The 23304-nt window shown below is 66.6% G+C and carries 19 protein-coding genes and 1 tRNA gene; 11 read left to right on the top strand and 9 right to left on the bottom strand.

Features of this window, described 5'->3' with window-relative positions; genetic code table 11:
* The first annotated feature begins 17 nt into the window (after positions 1 to 17).
* From AC3DE3_RS03550 to AC3DE3_RS03565, 4 genes are all read left to right on the top strand, one after another.
* Positions 18 to 959 carry a winged helix-turn-helix transcriptional regulator gene (locus AC3DE3_RS03550; RefSeq protein ID WP_488368970.1) on the top strand — a complete coding sequence of 314 codons (942 nt, stop codon included), beginning with the start codon at positions 18 to 20 and terminating at the stop codon, positions 957 to 959.
* Between the two features lie 73 nt (positions 960 to 1032).
* Positions 1033 to 2637 carry a class I adenylate-forming enzyme family protein gene (locus AC3DE3_RS03555; protein ID WP_488369106.1) on the top strand — a complete coding sequence of 535 codons (1605 nt, stop codon included), beginning with the start codon at positions 1033 to 1035 and terminating at the stop codon, positions 2635 to 2637.
* Between the two features lies 1 nt (position 2638).
* Entirely contained in the window at positions 2639 to 3445 is an 807-nt protein-coding gene (locus tag AC3DE3_RS03560; RefSeq protein ID WP_488368971.1) for an enoyl-CoA hydratase/isomerase family protein, read from the top strand.
* Between the two features lie 121 nt (positions 3446 to 3566).
* Positions 3567 to 3866: a hypothetical protein gene (locus AC3DE3_RS03565; protein ID WP_260488133.1), complete on the top strand. Its 300-nt coding sequence runs from the start codon at positions 3567 to 3569 to the stop codon at positions 3864 to 3866.
* Between the two features lie 59 nt (positions 3867 to 3925).
* Here the strand turns inward: AC3DE3_RS03565 and AC3DE3_RS03570 are convergent, their stop codons facing one another.
* Together AC3DE3_RS03570 and AC3DE3_RS03575 are read right to left on the bottom strand one after the other, a co-directional pair.
* Positions 3926 to 5146 (bottom strand): methyltransferase, encoded by a 1221-nt coding sequence (locus AC3DE3_RS03570; RefSeq protein ID WP_488368972.1) that lies wholly within the window; start codon positions 5144 to 5146, stop codon positions 3926 to 3928.
* Between the two features lie 109 nt (positions 5147 to 5255).
* Positions 5256 to 5591, bottom strand: a complete 336-nt coding sequence (locus AC3DE3_RS03575) for a hypothetical protein (protein ID WP_488368973.1) — start codon at positions 5589 to 5591, stop codon at positions 5256 to 5258.
* A gap of 150 nt (positions 5592 to 5741) precedes the next feature.
* Between AC3DE3_RS03575 and AC3DE3_RS03580 the strand changes: the two genes are divergently transcribed.
* Positions 5742 to 6590 (top strand): class I SAM-dependent methyltransferase, encoded by an 849-nt coding sequence (locus AC3DE3_RS03580; protein ID WP_488368974.1) that lies wholly within the window; start codon positions 5742 to 5744, stop codon positions 6588 to 6590.
* A gap of 23 nt (positions 6591 to 6613) precedes the next feature.
* Here the strand turns inward: AC3DE3_RS03580 and AC3DE3_RS03585 are convergent, their stop codons facing one another.
* Positions 6614 to 6886 carry a type II toxin-antitoxin system RelE family toxin gene (locus AC3DE3_RS03585; RefSeq protein ID WP_488368975.1) on the bottom strand — a complete coding sequence of 91 codons (273 nt, stop codon included), beginning with the start codon at positions 6884 to 6886 and terminating at the stop codon, positions 6614 to 6616.
* 1 nt (position 6887) lies between these two features.
* The gene (relB, locus tag AC3DE3_RS03590) at positions 6888 to 7109 is read right to left on the bottom strand and encodes a type II toxin-antitoxin system RelB family antitoxin (RefSeq protein ID WP_119192871.1); all 222 of its coding nucleotides are present in this window, start codon (positions 7107 to 7109) and stop codon (positions 6888 to 6890) included.
* 241 nt (positions 7110 to 7350) lie between these two features.
* Between relB and helR the strand changes: the two genes are divergently transcribed.
* Positions 7351 to 9600 carry an RNA polymerase recycling motor ATPase HelR gene (helR, locus tag AC3DE3_RS03595; protein WP_488368976.1) on the top strand — a complete coding sequence of 750 codons (2250 nt, stop codon included), beginning with the start codon at positions 7351 to 7353 and terminating at the stop codon, positions 9598 to 9600.
* Positions 9601 to 9621: 21 nt separating this feature from the next.
* On the opposite strand, the gene AC3DE3_RS03600 is transcribed toward helR, so the two are convergent.
* Together AC3DE3_RS03600 and AC3DE3_RS03605 are read right to left on the bottom strand one after the other, a co-directional pair.
* Positions 9622 to 9951 (bottom strand): nucleotidyltransferase family protein, encoded by a 330-nt coding sequence (locus tag AC3DE3_RS03600; protein ID WP_260488143.1) that lies wholly within the window; start codon positions 9949 to 9951, stop codon positions 9622 to 9624.
* Positions 9952 to 10038: 87 nt separating this feature from the next.
* Entirely contained in the window at positions 10039 to 10548 is a 510-nt protein-coding gene (locus tag AC3DE3_RS03605) for a hypothetical protein (protein WP_260488145.1), read from the bottom strand.
* A 375-nt stretch (positions 10549 to 10923) separates the two neighbouring features.
* On the opposite strand from AC3DE3_RS03605, the gene AC3DE3_RS03610 reads away from it, so the two are divergent.
* Positions 10924 to 11232: a hypothetical protein gene (locus AC3DE3_RS03610; protein WP_260488147.1), complete on the top strand. Its 309-nt coding sequence runs from the start codon at positions 10924 to 10926 to the stop codon at positions 11230 to 11232.
* Between the two features lie 212 nt (positions 11233 to 11444).
* On the opposite strand, the gene AC3DE3_RS03615 is transcribed toward AC3DE3_RS03610, so the two are convergent.
* Positions 11445 to 11518, bottom strand: a tRNA-Met gene (locus AC3DE3_RS03615).
* 197 nt (positions 11519 to 11715) lie between these two features.
* Between AC3DE3_RS03615 and AC3DE3_RS03620 the strand changes: the two genes are divergently transcribed.
* The gene (locus AC3DE3_RS03620; protein WP_488368977.1) at positions 11716 to 12906 is read left to right on the top strand and encodes a PD-(D/E)XK nuclease family protein; all 1191 of its coding nucleotides are present in this window, start codon (positions 11716 to 11718) and stop codon (positions 12904 to 12906) included.
* Between the two features lie 42 nt (positions 12907 to 12948).
* Here AC3DE3_RS03620 and AC3DE3_RS03625 read toward each other — a convergent pair whose 3' ends face one another.
* Positions 12949 to 15075: an FAD-dependent oxidoreductase gene (locus AC3DE3_RS03625; RefSeq protein WP_488368978.1), complete on the bottom strand. Its 2127-nt coding sequence runs from the start codon at positions 15073 to 15075 to the stop codon at positions 12949 to 12951.
* Positions 15076 to 15229: 154 nt separating this feature from the next.
* Complete coding sequence (locus AC3DE3_RS03630) at positions 15230 to 16345, bottom strand: hypothetical protein (protein ID WP_488368979.1); 1116 nt, start codon at positions 16343 to 16345, stop codon at positions 15230 to 15232.
* 202 nt (positions 16346 to 16547) lie between these two features.
* Between AC3DE3_RS03630 and AC3DE3_RS03635 the strand changes: the two genes are divergently transcribed.
* From AC3DE3_RS03635 to AC3DE3_RS03645, 3 genes are all read left to right on the top strand, one after another.
* A complete protein-coding gene (locus AC3DE3_RS03635) occupies positions 16548 to 19544 on the top strand; it encodes an AMP-binding protein (protein WP_488368980.1) in 2997 nt (998 codons plus the stop codon).
* 530 nt (positions 19545 to 20074) lie between these two features.
* Entirely contained in the window at positions 20075 to 21826 is a 1752-nt protein-coding gene (locus tag AC3DE3_RS03640; RefSeq protein ID WP_396443664.1) for an RNA-binding domain-containing protein, read from the top strand.
* A gap of 276 nt (positions 21827 to 22102) precedes the next feature.
* Positions 22103 to 23275: an ISL3 family transposase gene (locus tag AC3DE3_RS03645; RefSeq protein WP_488368981.1), complete on the top strand. Its 1173-nt coding sequence runs from the start codon at positions 22103 to 22105 to the stop codon at positions 23273 to 23275.
* Positions 23276 to 23304 lie beyond the last annotated feature (29 nt).

Here is a 23304-nt window from a genome sequence, read left to right on the forward strand (position 1 = left end):
CGGGAGGTGGTGGCGACATGGCGGTCCCGACCGCGCAGGACCAGGCCGCGTCCGTCCCCGCCCTGGGGCGGGCCCTGGTGATCGTGGGCGATTCGTGGGGCCTGCGGATCGTGCGCGCGATCTTCGTGGGCCACCGCAGCTTCGGCGCGCTCCGCCAGGCGCTCGGCATCTCCGACGCCGTCCTGGCGCGGCGCCTGGCCGACCTCGTGGCCGACGGCGTGCTCACCCATCCGGACGACGATCCCGACCCCGGATCGCGGGAGTACCGGCTGACCGACGCCGGCAAGGACCTGTGGCGCGTGATGGTCGCCATCCGCTCGTGGGATCAGTCTTGGGCCGGCCCCGCACACGGCGACTCGGAGATCGAACTGCTACACCGCCCGTGCGGGCAGGCCACCCATCCGGTCCTGGGCTGCGGCGCGTGTGGTGCCATCGGGCTCCGCGCCCGCGACATCACTGCCCGGCCGGACGCGAACCTGCTGCGCGACGTCCGTGCCACCCGCTCCCGCCGCGCGACCCGCTCGGATGGGCCGATCGACTCCTCCCGCGTCCTGGGCGACCACTGGGCCTCGCTCGTCCTGGCGTGCGCCCTCATGGGCGACGTCCACTTCCAGGATTTCCAGGACAGCCTGGACATCTCCCCCGCCACCCTGACCAGCCGGCTGAAGGACTTCGTCGACGCCGGGATCCTCACCCGGGAGTCGCACCGGGAGGGCGGGCGGCGGCAGGTCTACCGCCTCACCCCTGCCGGGCAGGACTTCTTCCCCGTCTCGGCGATGCTCAACGACTGGTCGAGGAGTTGGCTGGCCGACGACGGCCACTCGGGGCTGTCCATGATCCACCGCGCATGCGGGGCGGAGCTCCTCCCGCAGTTCACGTGCAACTGCTGCAACGGGGTCCTCGAGCGCAGCGAGGTGCGGTTCCGGGGCGGCAACCTCGTGGGCGCGCCCCAGCCCTGAACGGGGCACGAGGGCCGGGGCACGCCGGGAATTGGGATTAACCTGACGTGACACTCACCTTCAGGAGGTTGGCATCGCCACCACACACCCGGGCCCCGGCTCCCCCGCCCTCTCTTCGCCCGCAGTCACCTCGTTCCTTCGTCGCCACACCCTCGAGCAGCCGGGGCGCACCGCGCTGATCGACGGTGCCACCGGCGAGTCGCTCACCTACCCCGACCTGCTCGGCCGGGTCCTGGCCCAGGCCGAGCAGTTCCGCGCGGCGGGCATCGCACCGGGCGACCGCGTGGGCATCCTCGGGGTGAACTCCCTGCCCTACGCCGTCACGCTTCTCGCCCTGTCCGAGGTGGGCGCGATCGCGGTGCCCCAGAACACCCGGCTCCACGCCGCGGAGCTGACGACCAACCTGCAGGATGCCGGGGTCACCGCGCTCGTCGCCGACTCGGCACACCGGGAGGCGGCGACGTCGATCGCGGACGACCTCGTCGTCGTCGCCCGGTTCCTCCTGGACGGCACCGCGGAAGGATGGACCCCGCTCGATCGCGCCGCCGCCACCGTAGATACGGCGACCCTCGCCGCCACCCCGGTGCCGGACGAGTCCCACGGCGAGGCCACCTCCACCATCCTCTACACCAGTGGGACCACTGGCCGCGCCAAGGGCTGCATGCTCGCCCAACGCACGTGGGTGGGGTACGCGCAGAACATGACGAGCTCCCTGCGGATGAACCGCGACGACACCTACCTCGCGTTCCTGCCGCTCTTCCACGTGGCGGGCCTCGGACTGCTCCACTCGCAGCTCATCCTCGGCGGCACCGTGGTCACGCAGGCCGCCGCCGACCCGGCGCAGATGCACGCCGCCGTGAAGAAGCACGGCGTCACCATCGTCATGGTGGTCCCGGGCATCTCCGGCCCGTTCGTCACCCACCCCGACGCGGCCCCGGCCGGGGACACGACACTGCGCCTGCTCGTCTCGGCCGTCGGGCTGGAGTCACGCGAGGTCATCGAGGCCACCCGTACCCGCCTCGGCGTGGAGTACATGGGCATCTACGGTCAGACGGAGTCCGGGACCAAGACCACGTGGGCCACCCAGGATCAGGTGGACCGCAACCCGTCGACGTACGGAACCGTGATGCCGGCTCTGGCCTACCGACTCGTCGACGACGCCGGCCGTGACGTGGCGCCCGGCGAGCCCGGCGAGCTCTTGCTGCGGGGCAGCACGGTGATGCAGGGCTACTGGAACCGCCCGGCTGCCACCGCGGAGACCCTCGCCGGCGGCTGGCACCACACCGGCGACGTCTTTGTCCTCCAGGACGATGGCACGCTGCGGATGGTGGACCGGACCAAGTACCTCATCAAGACCGGCGGGGAGAACGTCTACCCGCAGGAGGTGGAGAACATCCTCAAGGTGCATCCGAAGGTCGCGGACGTGGCGGTGGCCGGAATCCCCGACGCCGAGTGGGGCGAGACGGTCAAGGCGTTCGTCATCCCCGAGCCCGGCGTCGAGCTGACCCGCGCGGAACTCGACGAGGCCGTCCGCACCGAGGTGGCCGGGTACAAGGCCCCGCGGTTCATCGAGTTCGTCGACCAGATCCCCCGCAACGTCTCCGGCAAGATCCTCAAGAACGAACTCACCGCCAGGCCCACCGACGAGTCTCAGCGCGTGGCGCGGAAGGGACGCTGACGTGACGGGCACTGACAGAACAGACGCTGACCAGACCATGCCGTTGGTCGACCTTTTCCCGCACTCGGACCAGATCGCGGTGCTGAGGATGCAGAGCCCGCCGGTCAACGCCTGGACCGACCCGTTCGTCGAGGCCATGGAAGCGGCCCTCACCGAACTGGAGTCCTCGGCGGCCCGCGCCGTGGTCATCACCGGCACCGGCCGACACTTCAGCGCCGGCGGCGACTTCCACCGGTTCCAGCAGATCACCGACGAGACCACCGCCCGCGAGTTCGTGGAGCGGGTGCAGGGGCTCATGGACCGCGTGGCCGCGCTACCGATGCCCGTCATCGCCGCGGTCAACGGCACGGCCCTCGGCGGCGGGTGCGAGCTGGCCCTGGCCTGCGACGTGCGGGTCGCCGGCGCGCGCGCGAAGCTGGGCCAGCCCGAAGTTAGGTGGGGAATCCTCGCCGGGGCCGGCGGTACGCAACGCCTCGCACGGTTGGTGGGGCCGGGCATGTCCAAGCTGATGATGTTCACCGCCCGGCCCGTCGACGCTGCCGAGGCGCTGCGCATCGGGCTGGTCGAAGCGGTCTCCGACGGTGACGACCCGCTGCCGCTCGCCCTGGAACTGGCCGAGACGATGGCGGTCAACAGCCCGCGAGCGATCCGCAGCGTCAAGCAGTGCGTGGACCGCGGCCTGGACGTCGACCTGCCCGCCGGGCTCGAACTCGAGCGCGAACTGTGGATCGACCTCATTCCCGACGGTGACCTGCAGGAGGGTGCCGCGGCGTTCTTCGACGGACGCGATCCGCGGTACCCCGACTGACTGATGGCGGGGCGCCCGGGGTCGGGACCACGGGCGCCCGCCTCCCCATCCGATGTCCGTCCGGTGTCGAATCCTCATCATGGACACGGTTCCGCGCTCTCCTCGGCAGGCGAGCTTCCACGTGAAAGCGTCCGAATCGGACGTATCGGGCCTGCTCGCGGGCTCACCGCATGCTGGGCGCGCCCACGATCCGAACGACGGCACCACCTCGCGGCGACTGCTGACGCTGTCCCGGCGCCGGAACTACGCCCGCGACGCCAGCATGTGGTGGGAGAACTGGGTGCCGGTCGCGGCCACCGGGTGGGGCGCGGTGTTCGTCATCGCGCCGCTGCTGGTGGCCGATGTCCTCATCAGGACGACCACCGGGCTTCTCCGCAAGAACCACCCGTCGGGCCCGCCTGACATCGACGCCGGCGACTGAATACCTCTGCTGTCCCGCTGCCGGCGGACGAAGTCACCCAGCCGCCCCCGCGCGGGCCGTCACGAGGGCCGCGCGGCCAGTCGCCACAGGATGGTCCGCTCGCGGGACCGGGCGGCGTGCAGTGGATCGGCGCTGTCGGCCGCGCGCGGGTGGCGAGGCGTCGTCTCGTGCGTTCCCAGAACCGTCAGCCCGGCGTCGGCGATGCGGTGGAGGAGCTCGTCGCTGGCTCGTAGGCCGAGCTGCTCCGCGAGGTCGGACAGGATCAGCCACCCTTCGCCCTGCGGCGTGAGGTGGTCGGCGAGCCCACCGAGGAAGCGGCTGAGCACGTCCGAGCCCGGGTCGTAGATCCCCTGCTCCAGTGCCGACGTCGGATGACCGGGAATCCACGGCGGGTTGCACACCACCACGTCGGCCCGCCCGGAGTCGCCCACCTCGTCGTCGTCGTCGTCGTCATAAGGCCACAGGTCGGCCTCCACCACGTCCACCCGGTCCGCCAACCCCAGCCGACCCACGTTGTCGCGCGCGCACTTCACCGCGCGCGAGTTGATGTCGGACGCCACGACCTGCCGGGCCCCGCGCCGGGCCAGGACGGCCGCGAGCACGCCGGTTCCGGTGCCGATGTCCCACACGATCGGATTCTCGACACCCTGCGGCCAGGGGGCGTCGGCGACCAGGTCGATGTACTCGTCACGGGTCGGCGCGAACACGCCGTAGGCGGGATGGATCCGAGCCCCCAACGCGGCCACCTCGATGCCGCCCAGGTGCCACTCGTAGGCGCTGATGACGCCGAGGAGCTCGGGCAGCGAGACCAGCGTCTCCCGACCGGGGGAGTCGTTGCCCGAGTCGGTCGGCGGACCGTAGGCATGGGTGCAGCCGTCGCGCACGTCGGGCGCTCGGCGCAGTCTGACCGAGTAATCCTGCTCGAGTGGGATGAGGACCCTTCCCAGCGTCTCCGCCCGCTGCGCGCGTGCCTTCCGGTTGGCGAGGAAGACCTCGCCGGGGTCGGAGCTCTGCGGAGCCCGGGACGCCCGCTTCTGCAGACGCCGGTCGAGGGCGCGCATGAGCTGGCGGGCGTTGTGGAAGTCGCCCCGCCACAGCAGGCCGGTGCCCCGCCGGATCATCCGAAGCGCCTTGTCCGCGGCGATGTCGTCGTGGATCACCACGATGTCCCGCGGCGGCGGCGCGCCGTTCTCGGAGTGCCACCCGGCAGTGCGGTCCTCGCCCTTTTCGCGCCAGCTGACGGTGGTCACAGGCGACCCGGGGGCGGCAGGAGAAGACACGTGAGTCCTTCGAACAGGCGCGCACTCGACCGTGGGGAGGAATGACGCGCAAGAGCAGGTTGCCCGTGAACCGGGCCGCACCCAGTGTCTCAGCTCCGCCGCCGACCGGTCACGGCCAGTCGATCTCATACGGCTCGGCCCGGGCCGAGTGCATCCGTCCCCCGCTGATGAAGTAGCCGTCGGTGTAGGTGGCCGTGTCGGACGGGATGCCGTGGGCGAGCGCGTAGAGCTGGGCCGCGAGATCATCGGCATCGAATGCGCCGGAGCTGTCGCGATGGGGTGTGACGATCGCGGTCCTGTCGGCGAAGACCCCGGGCGCTCCCCTCAGGGTGATTCGGCGAGCGCGGTAGTCCCCGGCGCGAACGTAGGCGAGGGCCTGGCGGAGCACGGTGTCGTAGCGAGTGCCAGAGATGGGTGTGGCGATGTGCATGGCCGACAGCGTCACACCTCTCGACGGCTTCCTCGCCCGCGTCACGGTCCCCGGGACCGCAGCCTGTGGAGAGTCGCGTGCCCTGTGAGTGTGGTGCCGCTGCCTTGAGGGTTCCGGTCGCCTCTCCCCGGTTCTACGATGGGAGTCGAGGCATTGGAGCTCATCATGAGTGCATCGCAGGCCGACCTCTGGAGTGGTCCCGTGGGGCAGTCGTGGGTGCGCAATGCGCTCGCGTACGACACGATTCTCGAGCCGCTCGGTCGCGCGGCCCTCGACCGCCTGGACCTCGGCCCACCGCAGCGGGTGCTGGACATCGGGTGCGGGACCGGGACAACGACCTTGGAGATCGGACGTCGGGTGCGCCCGAACGGGTCGGCGGTCGGCGTGGACGTGTCCCGACCGATGGTCGAGTGCGCGCAGGCTCGCCTGGTGGATGAGGCTGATGCGGAGAACGTCGAGTTCCTCACCCTCGACGTGGAGAGCGAGCCGTTGCCCGGCCTGTTCGACGCCGCGTTCTCACGGATGGGCGTGATGTTCTTCGACCAACCCGAGGTGGCGTTCTCCACCGTCCGGGCGGCCCTCGAACCGGGCGGCCGGCTCGCGTTCGTCTGCTTTGCCGCGCCCGCCGCGAACCCGTTCATCACCGTCCCCACCGGCGCCGCGTTGGCCCGGCTCGCCGGTGCCCCCGTGCCACCTCCGGGCGCGCCGGGGCCGTTCTCGTTCGCTGACCCGGACCGCGTGCGCAGCGTGTTGGAGACCGCCGGCTTCCAGTCCGTCGAGGTGAACCCCGGCCCCGACGAGGTCACCCTCGGCCCCGCCGACCGCCTCGAACAACTCGCCCGGCAGGCGCTGGAACAGAACCCCCAGGCCATGATGGCGATGGCCGCCAACCCCGATGCCCGCGACTCCGCTGTCGCCGCGGCCGCGGCCGCGCTGGGTGAACATGTCACCGACGGCGAGGTCCGTCTGGGCGCCGGAACCTGGGTCGTAGAAGCCCGTGCCCCCGGGGCGTGACAGGGCAGAAGCACCAAGGGCCGCTATCGATAGACCTCGCGCCGATGGGCAATATCGACAACGAGGACGGTCACCCGTTGATCCTCGATCGAGCAGATGATCCGGTAGTCGCCCACGCGGTACCGCCAGAGGTGCTGGTCGCCGCGAAGTGCCTTCCCGAGATACCCGGGGTCTTCGCACCCGTGTATTCGCTCCTCGAGGAATGCCCGGATTCTCTGCTGCGCAGTCCTATCCTGTCGACCGAGTTTGGTGATGACCTTCTGGACGTGCGGCGTGACCTCGACCAGATACGCCACCTCAGGACCAGTCCACCTGGTCCAACGGGATCGCGGAATCGTCTGACTGCCTGAATTCCTCCAGACGGTGCCGGGCCAAGTACCAGTCCTCCATCTCGTCGAGTCCGCTGCGGATGAACTCGCTCGCGTAGAACGACTTGGACCTGCCGGTGATTCGAGCCAGATGGTCCAGACGGGCGATGGTCTCGTCGTCCAACTTGGTGTTCAGCTGTTTGGCCGTCATGACACCCCTTCCGCTGCTATACGAGTATAGACCCAGTGACCACCCTGAGACCGTGACCATCCGGCCGGTCGATGTCGAGAGCGTGATTGACGCCAAGCGTGAGGGCGAGCCACTGCGAGGCGCGGCGTCGATCTGGCAGCCTTCAGACAACCAGACTCCTGCCGGAAACCCCTCCCCTTTTCAAGTTATAGCTGGTAGGGGGCCTTGCGGCAAGACCCCGGTGGGGGCGCACACTGGCGCCATGTCCCCCGAGGCACGCCGCATCTTCGCCCTCCCCGATCACCTCGCCCACAAGGCTGCCCCGGCGCACATCGCCGACGACGACCGCCACCTCGCCACCGTCTCCCGCGCCCTCGACCAGAAGGTCGCGTTGCTGTCCGCCCGTCTGGACGTGCGCCGCCGCGACCCCGCAGGCCGGGGCGCGCAGACCATCGAGCGCGACGCCGACATCCGAAGCCTCGTCGCCGAGCTCGCCACACTGCGCCGCTTCGGGCTGGACGTGTGCATCGGTCACTACGCCGTGGCCATGTCAGACCCCGCCGACTCCAGCCCCACCGCAGCCGAGGCCGCGCCGGTGCACGTGGGCCGCATCGGCCTCACCAATGCGGCCGGCACTCCCCTCCTCGTGGACTGGCGCACCCCGGCCGCGGAGCCGTTCTTCGCCGCGACGCTCGCCGATCCGAGGGGTGTGACGTATCGCCGGCGGTACCGGTGGTCGGGCGGGCGCATCGTGGATTATTGGGATGAGGTCTTTGGCGACGACGACGAGGTCTTCGCTCACGTCAGCCCCGACGACCTCTCGGCGTTCGTCTCGAGCTTGTCCGAGGCGCGGACCGGCCGAATGCGCGATGTGCTCACCACGATCCAGGCCGATCAGGACGCCATCATCCGCGCGGACTCCCGGGGAGCCCTCATCGTGGACGGCGGGCCCGGCACCGGCAAGACCGTCGTGGCCCTGCACCGGGCGGCGTATCTGCTGCACGCGCAGTCCCGTGAGGGGCTGCGGCGCGGCAACCTGCTCCTCGTCGGGCCGCACCGGCCGTATCTGGACTACGTGGCGGATGTACTCCCCTCCCTCGGTGAGCACAGCGTGCAGACGGCGACCGTGGCCGATCTCGGCGTCGCCGCGCTCGGCGGGACGATCGCGGCACCGCCCGGCGGACTGCCCGACGAACCCGATCCCGAGGTCGCCCGACTGAAGTCAGAGCTCCGCATGGTCGAGACGATCGAGGCCGCGGTGCGCTTCTACGAGCAGCCGCCCGAGCAGTCGATGGTGATGCAGACCGAGTGGCTGGACCTGCGCCTGACGCCGGCCGACTGGGCCGAGGCATTCGCCTCCGTGGAGGACGGCACACCACACAACGAAGCTCACCCGCAGATCCGCGAAACGCTCGCCGAGATCCTCGTTGACCGGGCCCTCCATAACAGTGCAGGCGGTGGCGTGCCGGCGGACATCCTCCGCGCAGAGCTCGCAGCACACCCGGACCTGCACCGTGCCCTGTACCGGGCATGGCCGATGATCAACGCCACCGATCTTGTCGGGGACCTGTGGACCGTCCCGGCGTACCTGCGCCTGTGCGCACCGTGGCTGACCACCGAGCAGCTGCAACTCCTTCAGCGACCCGCGGCCGACTCATGGACGACCGCGGACCTGCCGCTCCTGGACGCGGCCCACCACCGGCTGGGTGATGCCGACCGGAAGCGCAGAACGCAGCGTCACCGGGCCGAGCGATCCGCAGAACTCGCAAGGCGCCAGCGGGTGATCGACGACCTCATCGCCGCCGATGACGATCCCGAGGGGGTCTCCCCCATGCTCCGCCACGCCGATCTGCAGGAATCCCTGCTCGACCCGTCGACCGACGACGACCCGACTGCTGGCGTGTCCCGCCTCGCGGGCGTGTTCGGACACATCATCGTCGACGAGGCTCAGGAGCTCACCGATGCCGAGTGGCGGATGATCCTGCGCCGCTGCCCGTCGGGCAGCCTCACGGTGGTCGGCGATCGCGCGCAGTCCCGCCGCGACTTCGACGAGTCCTGGCCCGGCCGGCTGGAGCGCATTGGCCTCTCCCCTGCCCGCATCACTTCCGTGCATCTGAGCATCAATTACCGCACCCCCGCCGAGGTCATGGAGGCCGCTGCACCCGTGATCCGGTCGGTCCGTCCCGACGCCAACGTCCCCGAATCGGTGCGCCGCAGCGGGATCCCCGTCGAGTACGGCCACGTCGAGGATCTCCAGCACGTGATCGACGGGTGGCTCGCTACCCACTCCGAGGGCACGGTCGGCATTATTTGCGGGTCCGGCGCTACCGTTTCCGAATTCAACGGATCCGACCGCGTCCGCTCGCTGACCCCCGCGCAGGCCAAGGGCCTCGAGTTCGACCTGGTGGTCCTTGTCGACCCGGGTTCGTTCGGCTCGGGCGTCACCGGTGCAGTCGACCACTACGTGGCGATGACGCGAGCGACGCAGCAGTTGGTCGTTCTCAGCTCGTAGGTTCTCGCCGGGCGCGCAGCGTCACAACGCCGACGCCTGCCTCAGCGCTACGTCCGCGATAGGTCGCTTGAGCAACTGCTCGGGGAAGATGTCGATGTCCTCGCGACCGAAGAGCATACGAACTTCTTCCAACAAGCCAGAGGCTCGCATGAGGAGGTTGCCGTCGGCTGGGTCCATATCGACCAGGATGTCCACGTCGCTCCCGCCATTCGCAGTACCGCGGGCGACTGATCCGAACAGCATCGGATTCGTCGCAGCGTACTTGGCAAGGAGGGCTCGGAACTCGTCTCGACGCGCCTCGATGAGCTCACGCAAGGCGAGCGATTCGGGAGTCGGGGCGGTGCTCGTCATAGCCTCAGGATATCGGCTGCATTTGCTGACGGAAGACCCATGCGCTCTACCGCCTGTGCCTCCGTCGCCGGAATCGCCACCGGGCAGTCACAGGTCGCTTGACTCCAGACGCTGCACCACCCGGGGAGCCAACTCGCCTTCCGCGAGCCTGTACTTCGACCACTTGTCGCCACTCTCGGCGGACATCGAAGCCGAGAAGACGCGCCGACCCCGTGCGTTCACAGTCGTGTTCGCCTCGAAAACGGGGCTCGGCACCATCCACGACTGCGCGATCGACCCCCGCGTCACGTCTACGTAGACGAACAGCATGTCCAGGTCGCTGCGTGGGTAGAAGGACGAGTCGCGGACAACAGCCTGAAAACGGCCGCGTTGCACCACAAGCCCATCCGACATTCGCGCCTTCACTTGGACGGCCAGAGTGGCGGTGTGCTCGCGCAGGTGGAAAACCAGGTCGACGCCCTCGTCGTCGATGATCGACGTCGACACGTTGAGCTTCGCGCGGGACTGCAGGATGCATGTGGCGGCGACGAGCAGCTCCGCCGCCTTACCCATTCGTCCAGAGTCCGGGGACTTCTCAAGGTAATCGTCGGGTCCCATTGCCGCACTATAGAAGCCGCTGTTCGAGCCGACGTCCCTTAACTCAGAAGAGGCCATCAGTCGGCAGGCACAGCGGCAAGCAGAATGGATAGACCCGTGGGCGCATTCAACCTCGCCACCGCTGTTCTTCACACGACGCTGGATGTCGACCCGTGCCCGCGGCGGTGCACTCCGCCGATTCCACACCCATCTACCGCACGCGCGCCCTGGGCGACCGCGATGTCGTCCCACTGGCCCTGGGAGGGCAGCCGAGCCACACGGTTCGCGCCCGCGGGCACGGGGTCGGGAATGGGCGACGACGACGAGGAGTACTCCCTCGCGATCCGTCCGCATTGTCGGAAGGCACCGACCTGGCGCTGTTAGCGTCACACAGACATGGACCCGACCGGAGGAGACACAGCGTTGAGGAAGAAGACGTTCGCGGCGCTCGCGGGCACCTACGGGATCCTCTTTCTCCTCACGACCGCGTGGACGGCGTGGCAGATCGCTACTCACGGGGCCGCGAACGTCAGCGCCCCGGTTTTCCCGGCGATGGCACTCGGGGCTCTCGTCGGCGTCGTGGTGATAAGAATCCGTGGCAATCGGCAGGGACAGGCGACCCTCGCTACTGCACTCGCCGCGATAGTGTCCTTCGCTGCGGTCGCCGCCGCCGGGCTCTGGGGGTGGTTCATCGTCGCGGGGTAGCGCCAGGCCGCTGACCAGGGGCGCCCTGAACGCCCCGTGCAGGGCACCCCAGGTCACAGGCCGTCGTCGACCTCCCGCGCGAGCGCGCGTGCCGCAGTCGTCTCTAATTGCCCAGCACTGACCGCCTCCGCTCGTTGGTAGATCGGGGCCCGGGGCGGGGAAAGCACTCAAACCCGGCTCCCCCAACAGGGAACCGGGCTTGAGTGAATGTGTAGCGGGGACAGGATTTGAACCTGCGACCTCTGGGTTATGAGCCCAGCGAGCTACCGAGCTGCTCCACCCCGCGTCGATTGCTTCACCGACAGTACGTGCGACCGTTCGAAGCTCCAAATCGATAGACGAGTAGCTGCGCATCGTTGCGGTATCACCAGCGGTAATTGCGGCCGGGCGGGGCACAGCGGGGGCTACTCGGATGAAGTTTCTGATGACGACGGGGAGATCGCCTCCCGCGCCAGCCCCATTGCTTCGACATAGCATCGGGCCATGTCTCCTCACTCGACGAGCATGGGCGGCTTCGTCACGGCTCTCCTGCCCTCGCTTTCGAAGAGCTTGGCCGAGCAGTTCAACATCTTCCGGGTGATGCACCACGGCACCCACGAGAAGCAGCTCTCGAACGTCTTCGCCTGGTTGCTGACCACTGATGCGACCCACGGTCTCGAAGACACTTTCCAGCGAATATTTCTCGCCCGCATCAATGCTGCGCTCCCCGTACAAGGCACGCTGCCGGACTCTGGATACCGGGTTGTCCAGGAGGTCGACACACGAGCAAGTGATGAGATCCCGGCTGGCGCAGTCATGGACATCGCCGACATCGTGCTCTCCCGGCCTGATGCAGCCGTGGTGGTGGAGAACTTCGAAACCTCCGACGGACACGGGCACGACTACCAGCGCTACCTCGCCCACGGAACCGCGGGCGGACGACCGGCGGCGGTCGTGCTGCTCTGTCACAGGCACGACATCCACCGCCTTCGTGACGGTTGGGAGCAAGCCATTGTCGTCACCTACGCCGATCTGCTCACAGAGTTGCACGCGCACGTTGACGGCGATCGGCAATGGCAGGATCGCCACCCTGACCAACACTTTTTCCTCCGCCAAATGATCGAGCACTTCGTGGAAGGTCCAGCCGCAGTGAACGTCGACGAGCAAATCCGCTTCATCAAGACGATGTGCGAGACCGGAGAGTCCGCGCGATATGGGCACCGGCCCCAGGAGCGAGCAGCCCAGGAGTTCGCGGATCTCGTGGCGGAGCACGCTCGGCGGCAGTTTGAAGACAGCCGGGCAACGCTCGCATCGGTCAAGGACAGGCTGCGAACCTTCGCCCGTACAGTGCTCACAGACCAGCTCAATGCGTCTCTCAGTCACGGGACGATCGATAAGGTGGCAACAAGGTTCGTCGGGCAATGGGAGTGGTGCGTTGAACTGCAGCGGCGCGACGAACTGCCCGCGGTCTTCCTCGAGTTCGGCCCCACTGCGGTGGTGGAAAACGCCCGCCTTCCCCTACCGCTCGACGACCCGGACTACTCCCGGGTGTTCATCACCCTTCAGGCCCCGACCGGCGAAGGGATCTCGCGAATCGCGCAGACGGATGTCAGCCTTTCAGGCGTGCTCGACGGGCTCGAACGTAATGACCTTCGCCTTCGAGACGCGGTCCTGTCGCTGATCGACGACGCTTAGCCGACCTCGACGATCAGCTCGAGGCGGGGCCATCTCGCACGCTCAGCCGACAGCCGCAACCTTCCACGCCGAGTGGATCGCGCCGTGGATGTAGCCCACTTCGCCGGCGTCGCCGATGACCTCGCAGTCGATGCCGGCGGCGCGCAGCTCGTCCGCCAGTGGCGCGGCGGCGGTGGTGCCGTCGGCGTAGATGACCATGTCGGCGGGGGTTGATTGAGCGCGGCCCTTACGGTCGGCCCAAGCCACGACCGAGTCCGTGATGTGGGAGACCGTGACGTTGCGCTGGATGTCGACGCCGTGCTCCTTGGCGTGGCGCACCGCGGTCCAACGACGCGGCATGGCCAGCGGCAGCCCGAGCTGCTGGGACTCGTGGAGGAGGGTGACCTTGCGGCCGCGCTCGGCGAGGAACTCCGCCAACTCCAGCCCCACGAGAGAGCCGCCGATCACCACGACGTTCTTGCCCATCGGCAGCGCGATCTTGGTCAAGCGACGAATCCACGACGGGCGCTTGGTGATGGTCGACAGCCGGCCCAGCTTGCCGACCGTCCGGAGGAAGACCCCGGCCTCGTCGGCGGTGGCGGTGCCCAGCATGGTGGCCCGCAGCGAGTCGCCCGTGTGCACGTGGGGCAGGTCGCCGCCCGGAATCGCCGGGGCCGGACGCTTCGCGCCGGTCGCCACGATCACGCGGTCGGCGCCGAGGGCACGGATCGACTCCACCGTGGCTTCGGTGTTCAACCGCACGTCGATGCCCAGCCGCTTCACCTCAGCCTCGAAGAAGCGGATGAGCGGCTCATTGTCGGGCGTGGTGAGGGTGGAGAACCACATGGTGCCGCCAAGACGGTCGGCCTTGTCCAGCACGGTGACGCGGTGCCCACGCCCGGTCAGGACCAGGGCCGACTCGAGGCCGGCGGGTCCGGCGCCCACCACCACGACGTGCTCGCGCTTGGGTGCGGGCGTGAGCGGCAGCAGGGTCTCGTTACCCAGCGCCGGGTTGACCGCGCAGAACGGGGTGTCATCGAAGAAGTTCTCCGCCACGCAGAGGTAGCAGTTGATGCACGGGCGCACGCGCTCCGGCGTGCCGGCGGCCAACTTGTTGGGCAGGTTCGGATCGGCGAGCAACTGCCGGCCCATGGCGGCGAAGTCCACCTTGTCGTCGTCGATCGCCTTTTCCGCCACCTCCGGCAACATGCGACCCACGGCGATGACGGGGATCGACACGGCCTTCTTGATGGCCGCGGCGTTGTCCACGTACGCGCCGATCGTGTCCGGGAGGGGGCCGTCGGTGAAGTTATCAAAGGGGTTGCGGCCCCAGCCGGTCACGTGGATGGCGTCGGCGCCCGCGCGCTCGAACAGCACCGCGGCCTCGGTGGCCTCGGGCAGGGTCAGCCCGCCGTCCTGGCCGTACTCCTCGCCGGACACGCGCACCAGCACGGCGAGCGTGTCCCCCACCCGCTCCTTGACCGCGGCGATGACCTCGCACGCCAGCCGCGCCCGATCCTCTAGCGACCCGCCGTACTCATCGGTGCGCAAATTGTCGCGACGGTTGAGGAACACGCCCAGGATGTAGCCGTGCGCCACATGGATCTCGATCGCGTCCGCGCCGGCCTTGGCTATCCGCTCGGCGGCGTCGGCCCACGTGTTGATGAGCCACGCGATGTCGTCGTGGTCCATCTCCTTGTAGACCGTCTTCTTGCCGCCGGTCGCCGCGCCCATCCGACCCAACTCTTCGCCCGTACTGTCGGCCAGGGCGGAGTAGTCGTAGTCGTAATCCGGGGTGCTCGGCGCGATGAGGGGGCGGTCGTTGGCGATGTCCACGCGCGCGACCTTGCCGTGATGCGTCGACTGCACGCACAGCTTGGACCCGGCCGCATGCACCGCGTCGGCCAGCGCCTTGAGGCCCGGGATGTACTTGTCATCCGACAGCCCCGGCTCCTTCAACGACGCCGCGCCCACCGGGAACGCGATCGCGCACGCGCCGGTGATGATCAGCCCGGCGCCGCCGGCGGCGCGGGCGACGTAGTGGTCGATCTCCCGCTGCTCGATCTCGCCGTCCTCGGACACGTTCATGTCCATGGCGGGCAGCACGATGCGGTTGGGTGTCTCCATGGGGCCGATGCGGCCGGGCGACAAGAGGCGAGGGAATGAGGTGAGGGTCGTCACGTCAATCATGATACGCCCGAGTTGACGGGTGTCTATAACAGGTTCCAGTTTTTGAGCGGTGGGTTGTGGTCGACGGGGTGTGGGGGACGACGACGAAGCCAGCGAGTGCGTCTTGCAATCCCCTACCAGGTGCTGCCTTGCCGGCTCAGTCGGCTACGAGCAACTACTCGTCATCGGCACCGAGGGCATCACGCAGACCCACAGTCGGCAAGCCAATTCCAGCCGCCCGGTCGATCGCCGCCCCAGCCAGCAACCCGTTGTGCGCATCGGCGTACCGCCCAGAAACCCGCCCCCTACGAGTTCTGTCCAGGGAGTACCTCGCCGCTGCGGAGCGAATCTTGTCCGACTTCTTCATCGCCTTCACGAACGCAGTTGGGGACTTAAAGATGAGATACTCCGCGTTGGGTCCCGAGGACTTGTGCACGGGACCAGCCATCGACGCACCGCGATGCTTCAGTGCCCACCACGTCATGCGGGCCGGAAGTACGGTGCTGTCCGTCGCGACACCGAGTTCCAGCCTCCCGCCCGGTAACTCGTTGAGGTAAAAGACCTCGAGCATCCCCATATTGAGCGTCACCAGACGCTTGACTCCGCCTCCCATTCTCAGGCTCGGGAGACAAGACAGGGACCAGAACTGGCCCTGCGTGCGCCTCGGGAAGAGCACGCACCCGTGCAGATACGTCGCAAGCGCTTCCAGAATCGACTCGAACTCAGGGTGCGAAGAAAGCTCTTCGAACCTGACCTTCGAGCGCACCTCCGCCGATTTTCCGCCGAGGACAGACCGATCGGCTTCGCCAGACCGAAGATCAGCGAGATTGGCTTCCGCAGGGCTGTTGAACCATGCCTTCTGTTCCTCCACCGAGACGAGCTCGTCTAAGACGGACGTCCCGTAGATCACCGCGCTGTGCTCTCGGTTGAAACAGGTGAACCCGTTTCGGCAGAGGTCGTAGATCAGTTCGCGCTCTGCCGCCCTCAAGGTTGCCGTGTTCGCAGATTCTGGCATATATCGGAACGACTGTATATTCGCGTGATCATAGTCCTTGACGTGCTGCCGCAGCCTCGACACCACCGACGTGCTCGAGATTCCTACGTACACCTCGTTGGCCTCACCCTCCCACATGTACAGACCCGCCGGCTTACCGCTCCGCCTTTTCGCTAGAGCTCTGAGCGACTTGTCAGACATCTGGGTCGCCGGCCCGAAGCCCTGCTGATCTGCCCACGTGGCGACAGCGGGATCGGGCACCCAGTTTGGGATAAGCGAGTTATTAAGAGAGGCCATTGGTGGAGAGTAGCTTCTCAGTAAGACACTCGTTCGGGAGAAGCGTCTAAGTGGGTCTGGCCATGCTGAAGGATCCCGGCTTTGTAGCGGGGATGCGAGCGACGACGAGATCGGCCCGGCGGGGGCGGACAGCCGCAAGTCGCGGAGCTATCCGCTGGATCTTCTCGGTGCCCGTGCTGCACCCTCTACCCTCGGACTCACCATGCCTCCCACCCCTGACATCGTCTCGGCCGCACTCAAGACCGCGACGTCCTACGTTCTCAACGCGGTCGAGGTCTTGCGTTTCGGCGGCCTTCAGACAGACGAAGAGCAGTCTCCGTTCGAGATCGTCGCACGGCGCCCGATGTTCCGACTGCGCCGCTACTACCCGCCGGCGGCGGGGGACGCTGGGCATAGTGGCGTCCACATCGATGAGGACGAGGTGCCGCGGCCGCCGATCGTGCTCGTTCCGCCGATGATGATCTCCGCGGAAGTCTGGGACGTGTCCCCCTCGACCAGCGCAGTGGCCGCACTGCACGAGGCAGGCATGGACCCGTGGGTGGTCGACTTCGGTGCCCCGGACCTCGAGACCGGCGGTCTCGAACGCACCCTCACCGACCACGTGGTGGCGGTGAGCGACGCCGTCGACCTCGCCACCGCGGCCACCGGCCGCTCGGTGCATCTCGGTGGGTACAGCCAGGGCGGCATGTTCTGCTACCAGGCTGCGGCCTACCGACGCTCACGCGACCTCGAGAGCATCGTGACGTTCGGTTCCCCCGTCGACTGGCGCGCCAATGCCCCGCTCGGCATTCCCGAGCAGGTGGTCGTCACCATCGCGCGCCTTGTCGCCGACTACGTCTTCAACGAACGTCCACTGCCCGGGTGGCTGGCCTCGGCAGCCTTCCGCCTGCTCGACCCGATCAAGACCGCCCGTTCGCAGGTGGACTTCCTGCGCCAACTCCATGACCGCGACGCGCTTCTCGGCCACGAGCGACAGCGCCGCTTCATCGGGGGCGAGGGATTCGTGGCCTGGTCCGGGCCCGCGATCGTCGACATGATGCAACAGGTAGTCATCCAGAACCGGATGATGGTCGGTGGATTCGTCGTCGGCGACCATGTTGTCTCACTCGCGGACATCACCTGTCCGGTCCTCGCCGTCTTCGGCGAGGTCGACGAAATCGGCGTCCCGGCCGGCGTCCGCAAGATCGCGTCCGTCGCTCCCGCGGCCGATGTCTACGATTTTTCGGTCCGCGCCGGGCACTTCGGCCTCGTCGTGGGCTCGACCGCCGCCTCGCTGACGTGGCCCACCGTCGTTCACTGGATCGACTGGATCGAAGACCGAGGGGTTCCACCGGACGGCGTCACCGAGGTCGACCCCGACACCGTCGTCGACTCCTCCCCCACCAAAGCGATCATGCTCGCGGCGGACGGGGCGTTCCAGGCCGCCGGACTCGGGGTCGGCGTGGTGCGCGGTGCGGGGCAGCTCGCCTTGGGCGCCCTGCAGACGACGCGAGCCGTCGGATACGAGGCGGTGCGCGCGGCACCGCGTCTCATCCGGCTGGGGCAGATCCAGCCCGCGACCCGGATCTCGTTCGCCAAGATCATCGGCGAACGCGCCCGGAACCAGCCGAATGACGCGTGCTTCCTGTTCTCCGACCGCGTCCACACGTACTCGGCCGTTGACACCCGGATCACGAACGTGGTCAAGGGCCTCATCACGGTCGGCGTGCGCCAGGGCGACCACGTCGGCGTGGTCATGGAGACGCGCCCCTCGGCGCTGGTCGCGATCGCCGCGCTGTCGCGTCTCGGTGCCGTGGCCGTGCTGCTGCCCCCGTCCCAGTCACTGCCCGAACTTCTCCAGCTGAGTTCCGTGACCGACGTGGTCGCCGACCCCGAGCACGCGTCCAAGGCCACCGATGCCGGAGCGCGGGCGCTCGTGCTCGGCGGTGGTGGCGGTGAGCGCGACCTGCCCGCGGACCTCGGCGAGGACGTCGTCGACCTCGAGCGCATCGACCCCGAGGCGGTCGAGTTGCCCCGCTGGTACCGGCCGAACCCCGGCCGAGGGGGCGACCTGGCCTTTGTGTTCTTCACCCGCTCCACGGGCACGTGGCAGACCAAGCTCGTCACCAACCACCGGTGGGCGGCGTCCGCGTTCGGCACCGCCAGCGCCGCGCGTCTCACCACCGAGTCCACCGTCTACTGCCTCAGCCCTCTCCACCACCCATCGGGGCTGCTCACCACCGTCGGCGGTGCCGTGGCGGGAGCAGCCCGAATCGCGCTGTCCCGCGGTTTCGATCCGGCGACCTTCGACGAGGAGATCCGCCGCTACGGCGTGACGGTGGTGTCCTACACCTGGGCGATGATGCGCGAGTTGGTGCGCCGGCCGGTGCATCCGCGCGAGACGCTCCCGACACTCTCACTCTTCATGGGGTCAGGCATGCCCCGTGGGCTGTGGCGGCGGGTCCTGGACCGCTACCCGGGCACGCGGGTCCTTGAGTTCTATGCCGGCACCGAGTCCGATGTGGTCTTGGCCAACCTCACCACCTCCAAGCCGGGCGCGCGCGGACGCCCACTGCCCGGCACCGCCGACGTGCGTCTCGTCGAGGTCGATTCCGACACCGGCGCGATCCTCGCCGGCCCCGATGGCTTCGCCGTACCCAGTGAGGTCGACGCACCCGGCGTCCTTCTCACCCGGCCCAGGGTCGGATTGGACGCTTCCGTGCGCCAACTCCGTGGGGTGTTCCGCCCCGGCGACACGTGGGTGTCGACCAATGACATCTTCGAGCGTGACAGGGACGGCGACTTCTGGCTGCTCGGCTCAGCGAGCTCGGTCGTCCACACCGAGCATGGTCCCGTCTACCCGATCCAGGTCGCCGACGCACTCGGCGATTTGCCCGAGGTAGACCTAGCCGTGCTGTACGAGGTGGATGGCGCTATGGGCCCGGTCGCCGTCGCCGCGGTGAACCTATGGGGTTCAGATCCCATTACCGCGGCCGACATCGGTGGCGCGCTGGCCTCGGTCCCGCCCGCCGGACAACCGGACATCGTCCACGTCGTCAAAGACATCCGGGTGACCAACTGGTTCCGGCCGGACCCCAGGACGCTCGCAGCCCGGGGACTTCCGAAGGCCGGCCCGCGTACCTGGATCCGCAATCCCGACACGGGTGAGTACGTGCGGCTGACCAAGGCGGTGCGGGATGAGCTGACTGCGGCGGGTTAGAACGTACTCAGTACTTGTAGGCTCGATATCTGCGTCAGAATCGAGCTCTCGGGCTTAATATGACGAAGTCCTGAACAACTCGGACCGAAAGAAATATTATGACACCAGAAGCTAACACCAATTCGGTAGACACCCTGCGGATCGGAAGCGTTCCCTTTCCGAACAACTACCGCGTTCGTGCGCAAATTGAAGAATTGGAGAGTAGATTCCCTCACGCTAAGAATCACCATGCTTCTTTCTTGCAGCTAGGGTGCCGTTTCACCTATGCAGGCCCCATCAAGGAGCCACTACAGTTCGAAGGTGTTTGGCTGGTTCTCCTTAGACTTTCCGAGGGCATGCAGAAGCGTTTTGGAATACACACCGAAGTTCCGATCCTGTATTCCCCGCATCACGATGTTCAAGCGCGGTTGCCCCAAGCGCTCCCCTCAATTTTGTCTCAAGTCGGAGATAGACAAGTCACGAAATGGATTTGCTATCTGAACGCCAATACGCCGCGGCTCGTCGCATCGGTAGATAACGTCACCCGGGCCATGACCACTACTTTCATCCCCCTTCCTCCGCTATCCGATCCCGAATCAGGCCGCGAGATATTCCAAATCACCGCCCAAAGAGTTGCCCAAGCAGAGCTTTACGATATTACGAACCCGGTAGAAGGCGACCAGTTCTTTGGCCGCGACCAACTACTGACCAACCTCGAAACTTGCGTCAATTCGGGGTCGGCGTTCGGACTCTTTGGGATGCGAAAGACTGGCAAGACATCGGTAGTCAATATGCTTCGACAAAAGCTCGAGAAGACTGCCGAATTAGAAAGGGAGCAGCTAGTCTGCGACGCAGACCTCGAAGGCCTCCCTGCGATCCAAGATCTCAAAATTGGCCAGTTGGTTGCCGAAGTTGCGAAAGGAATTAAACTAGCGGCGCGACGAAAGGGCCTCCGAGTAGAAGAGCTTTCGAACTTAAGCGCGCAGCCTACAATCAACGAGTTCGACAACGCGCTCAGACACCTTCTTCAATCGAGGAGCTATAAGGGCGTAAGCGTACTATTGGTCCTCGACGAAGTTGAACACATTTGCTCGCCCGAGGCGCCGCATATAGTTGGCAGCGAGACAGAAAGGAAGGTAGTGGAATTCCTGGGGGTATTGCGGAAGATCAGCAAGGACTACTCCCAGTCAGAGTACCAAGGATCCAACTTCGGATCATTCAATCTCGGCTTCGTTGGACTCGCGAACGCAATCATTGAAGAACACACATTATATGGCAGAGAGAATCCTCTCTTTCGATTTGCGCGCACCTTCTATCTTGAACCTCTCTCGCTGGAAGAATCGGCATCCCTTCTTAATCAGATTGGGTCTCGTCGCGGTCTAATTTGGGATAGCGAAGCTGTGCGGCAAGCTGCGCAAGTGTCAGGAGGCAATGTCACCCTCCTTCGAACTTTGGCGTCCGCAGTAGCGAAGCGGAAGGATCAGACGGCGATCGAAGTCCAGCACATCTCCGCAGCAGAGGTAAACGACGTCTCCGCCGAATACTTGCGCGCTTCAAAACCCTATTTACGACAGGCAAGAAAGTACATTGCAGACCGATACCCAGACGAGGGTGCGGCGATTGACATGCTTCTCGATAAGGAGGTCGACTTTTCAGACCTGGTTGAGAACCCCGAGTTCGCGCATCTTGAACTCGAGCGCCTCGGTTTGGTCGAACTCAGGTCGGGCCGGTACGCAGAAAGTGGCCTACTCACAGCGCTAGTCCAGATCCACCAGTTCGCTCGGCGTAGGGCAACCTTGGCATCCGGCTCCGCCGTCGAGGTGAGTGACCTAATTGAAGCCGGCGAGGGTGACGCCGTCGAGTTCAAAACGTCCCTAGTGGTACCAGTCCACGAAGGGCAACCCGAAAAAGTGATCGTCGACCAGGTAATAAAGTCGGTGATGGGGTTCCTAAATTCAAGAGGTGGAACACTCCTCATTGGAGTCGAAGACGACGGAACTGTTCGCGGCATCGAGCCCGACATAGAAAGCAAAGGATCTCGGGATAAACTCGGCCTATTCCTGGTCGAGAAGCTTAATTTTCACCTCGGCGCGGCCGGGGTTGCTTTGCTCTCGATCAGTTGGCCCACTCCTCGCGGCAGGCAGCTAATTCGAATAGACGCTGAAGCGAGCCCTAAAGCAATCTTCTGCGAACAGGAAGTTGATAGGAAGAAGGGCGGCCTCTTTGTCCGACAGGGACCGAGGACGAAGTTCTTTGACGGACGCGAGGCGTTCGAGTACGCCAACCAGAACGGGCTCCTATAAAACAGCTGACTACCACACCAATTAGCCGCGGCGATGCACGACGTTCTCCTGAGTTCCATCAGTGCATTCTCACCGGCCGTGCTTACTCTCCACCGGCCCGATTAGACAACACTAACGAATATGTGCGGGTGCGGACGGTTAGTTTCTCGGCTCTTCCGGATCCGGAGTGCATAGCTGGGGTTCGCCGGTGATGCGGTGAGGCACAAGATGTAGGGGTCCTGGGGCGTGTGAAGATGCAAGTTCCTACACCAGCACTTCGCATCCCCAGGACCCGCTTTGAACGCTACCGCCAGCCTGCTCGCCGACACCATCTGCCGCACCGTCGAACTCGGGGTGACCATCACCGACGCCGCTGTGGCTGACGAGCTCACGCACCTGTTCTGCGCCCCGGTCACACTCGACCCGACCTGCGCCGAGTGCGGGATGGCGGGCCGTTTGCGGGACCACGTCCAGCGGAAGGTCACGGATCTACCGATCGTCGGGCACCCGACCAGACTGCACGTGCGGGTACCGCGCTTCACCTGCGACAACACCGAGTGCGCTACGAGGGTCTTCCAGCAGCGGATGCCGGCGTTGGCTGAGCCGCGGGCCAAGACCACCCGCCGCTGCAGCCGCTGGATCCTGCAGCGCTTGGCGATCGACCGCACCAGCGTGTCCGCCGTGGCCAAGGCCCTCGGGCTGGGCTGGGACCTGGTCAACGACCTGGCGGTCTCGAAGATCCGCTCCATGGTCTACGAGCAGCCCGGACACTTCGACGGCGTCCGCATTCTCGGGGTCGATGAGCATAAATGGAAGCACGTGCGCGGCGACGGCAGCAGCTCGTTCGTCACCGTTCTCGTCGACCTCACCCCGGTCGTGGACGGCACCGGCCCGTCCCGGTTGCTGGACATGGTCCCGGGCCGTTCGGCGAAGGTCCTCACCGAGTGGCTCGACGCCCGCGACCAGGCTTTTCGAGACCGAGTCAAGGTGGTCACGATGGACGGATTCGCCGGCTACCACACCGCCGCCGCCAAAGCCGTCCCCGAAGCACGGACGGTGATGGACCCCTTCCACGTCGTGCACCTGGCCGCCGACAAGCTCACCGTGTGCCGCGAACGCATCCAGCAGGCCACCACCGGACACCGGGGACAGACCGGCGATCCGCTGTACGGCATCCGCCGCACCCTGCGCACCCGCGCTGAGCTGCTGACCGACAAGCAGAAGGTCCGTCTGTTCAAGGCGTTCACCGCCAATGACGCGCACGCGGCGGTGGAGGTCACCTACAGCGTCTACCAGCGACTCATCGCCGCCTACGAAGCCGCAGGCAAGCGGGAGGGCAAGATCGCGATGTACAAGCTCCTGCGCTCGATCCGGGCCGGGCGCCTCGAGCACCTCCGCGGAATCGCCCTAGGTTTCCGCAACCTCAAGCACTACATCTTGCGGTCGCTCATTCACTCCGGACAGCTTTAGAACCGGATCAACGCACTCTAAATCCGGAA

This window comes from Dietzia sp. IBK-p2-16D, assembly GCF_057773085.1.

Coding starts and splice junctions, on each gene's coding strand:
- AC3DE3_RS03620 (WP_488368977.1), top strand. CDS start 11,716: ATGTCTCCTCACTCGACGAGCATGGGCGGCTTCGTCACGGCTCTCCTG.
- AC3DE3_RS03625 (WP_488368978.1), bottom strand. CDS start 15,075: ATGATTGACGTGACGACCCTCACCTCATTCCCTCGCCTCTTGTCGCCC.
- AC3DE3_RS03580 (WP_488368974.1), top strand. CDS start 5,742: ATGAGTGCATCGCAGGCCGACCTCTGGAGTGGTCCCGTGGGGCAGTCG.
- relB (WP_119192871.1), bottom strand. CDS start 7,109: ATGACGGCCAAACAGCTGAACACCAAGTTGGACGACGAGACCATCGCC.
- AC3DE3_RS03550 (WP_488368970.1), top strand. CDS start 18: ATGGCGGTCCCGACCGCGCAGGACCAGGCCGCGTCCGTCCCCGCCCTG.
- AC3DE3_RS03610 (WP_260488147.1), top strand. CDS start 10,924: ATGGACCCGACCGGAGGAGACACAGCGTTGAGGAAGAAGACGTTCGCG.
- AC3DE3_RS03605 (WP_260488145.1), bottom strand. CDS start 10,548: ATGGGACCCGACGATTACCTTGAGAAGTCCCCGGACTCTGGACGAATG.
- AC3DE3_RS03635 (WP_488368980.1), top strand. CDS start 16,548: ATGCCTCCCACCCCTGACATCGTCTCGGCCGCACTCAAGACCGCGACG.
- helR (WP_488368976.1), top strand. CDS start 7,351: ATGTCCCCCGAGGCACGCCGCATCTTCGCCCTCCCCGATCACCTCGCC.
- AC3DE3_RS03600 (WP_260488143.1), bottom strand. CDS start 9,951: ATGACGAGCACCGCCCCGACTCCCGAATCGCTCGCCTTGCGTGAGCTC.
- AC3DE3_RS03630 (WP_488368979.1), bottom strand. CDS start 16,345: ATGGCCTCTCTTAATAACTCGCTTATCCCAAACTGGGTGCCCGATCCC.
- AC3DE3_RS03640 (WP_396443664.1), top strand. CDS start 20,075: ATGACCACTACTTTCATCCCCCTTCCTCCGCTATCCGATCCCGAATCA.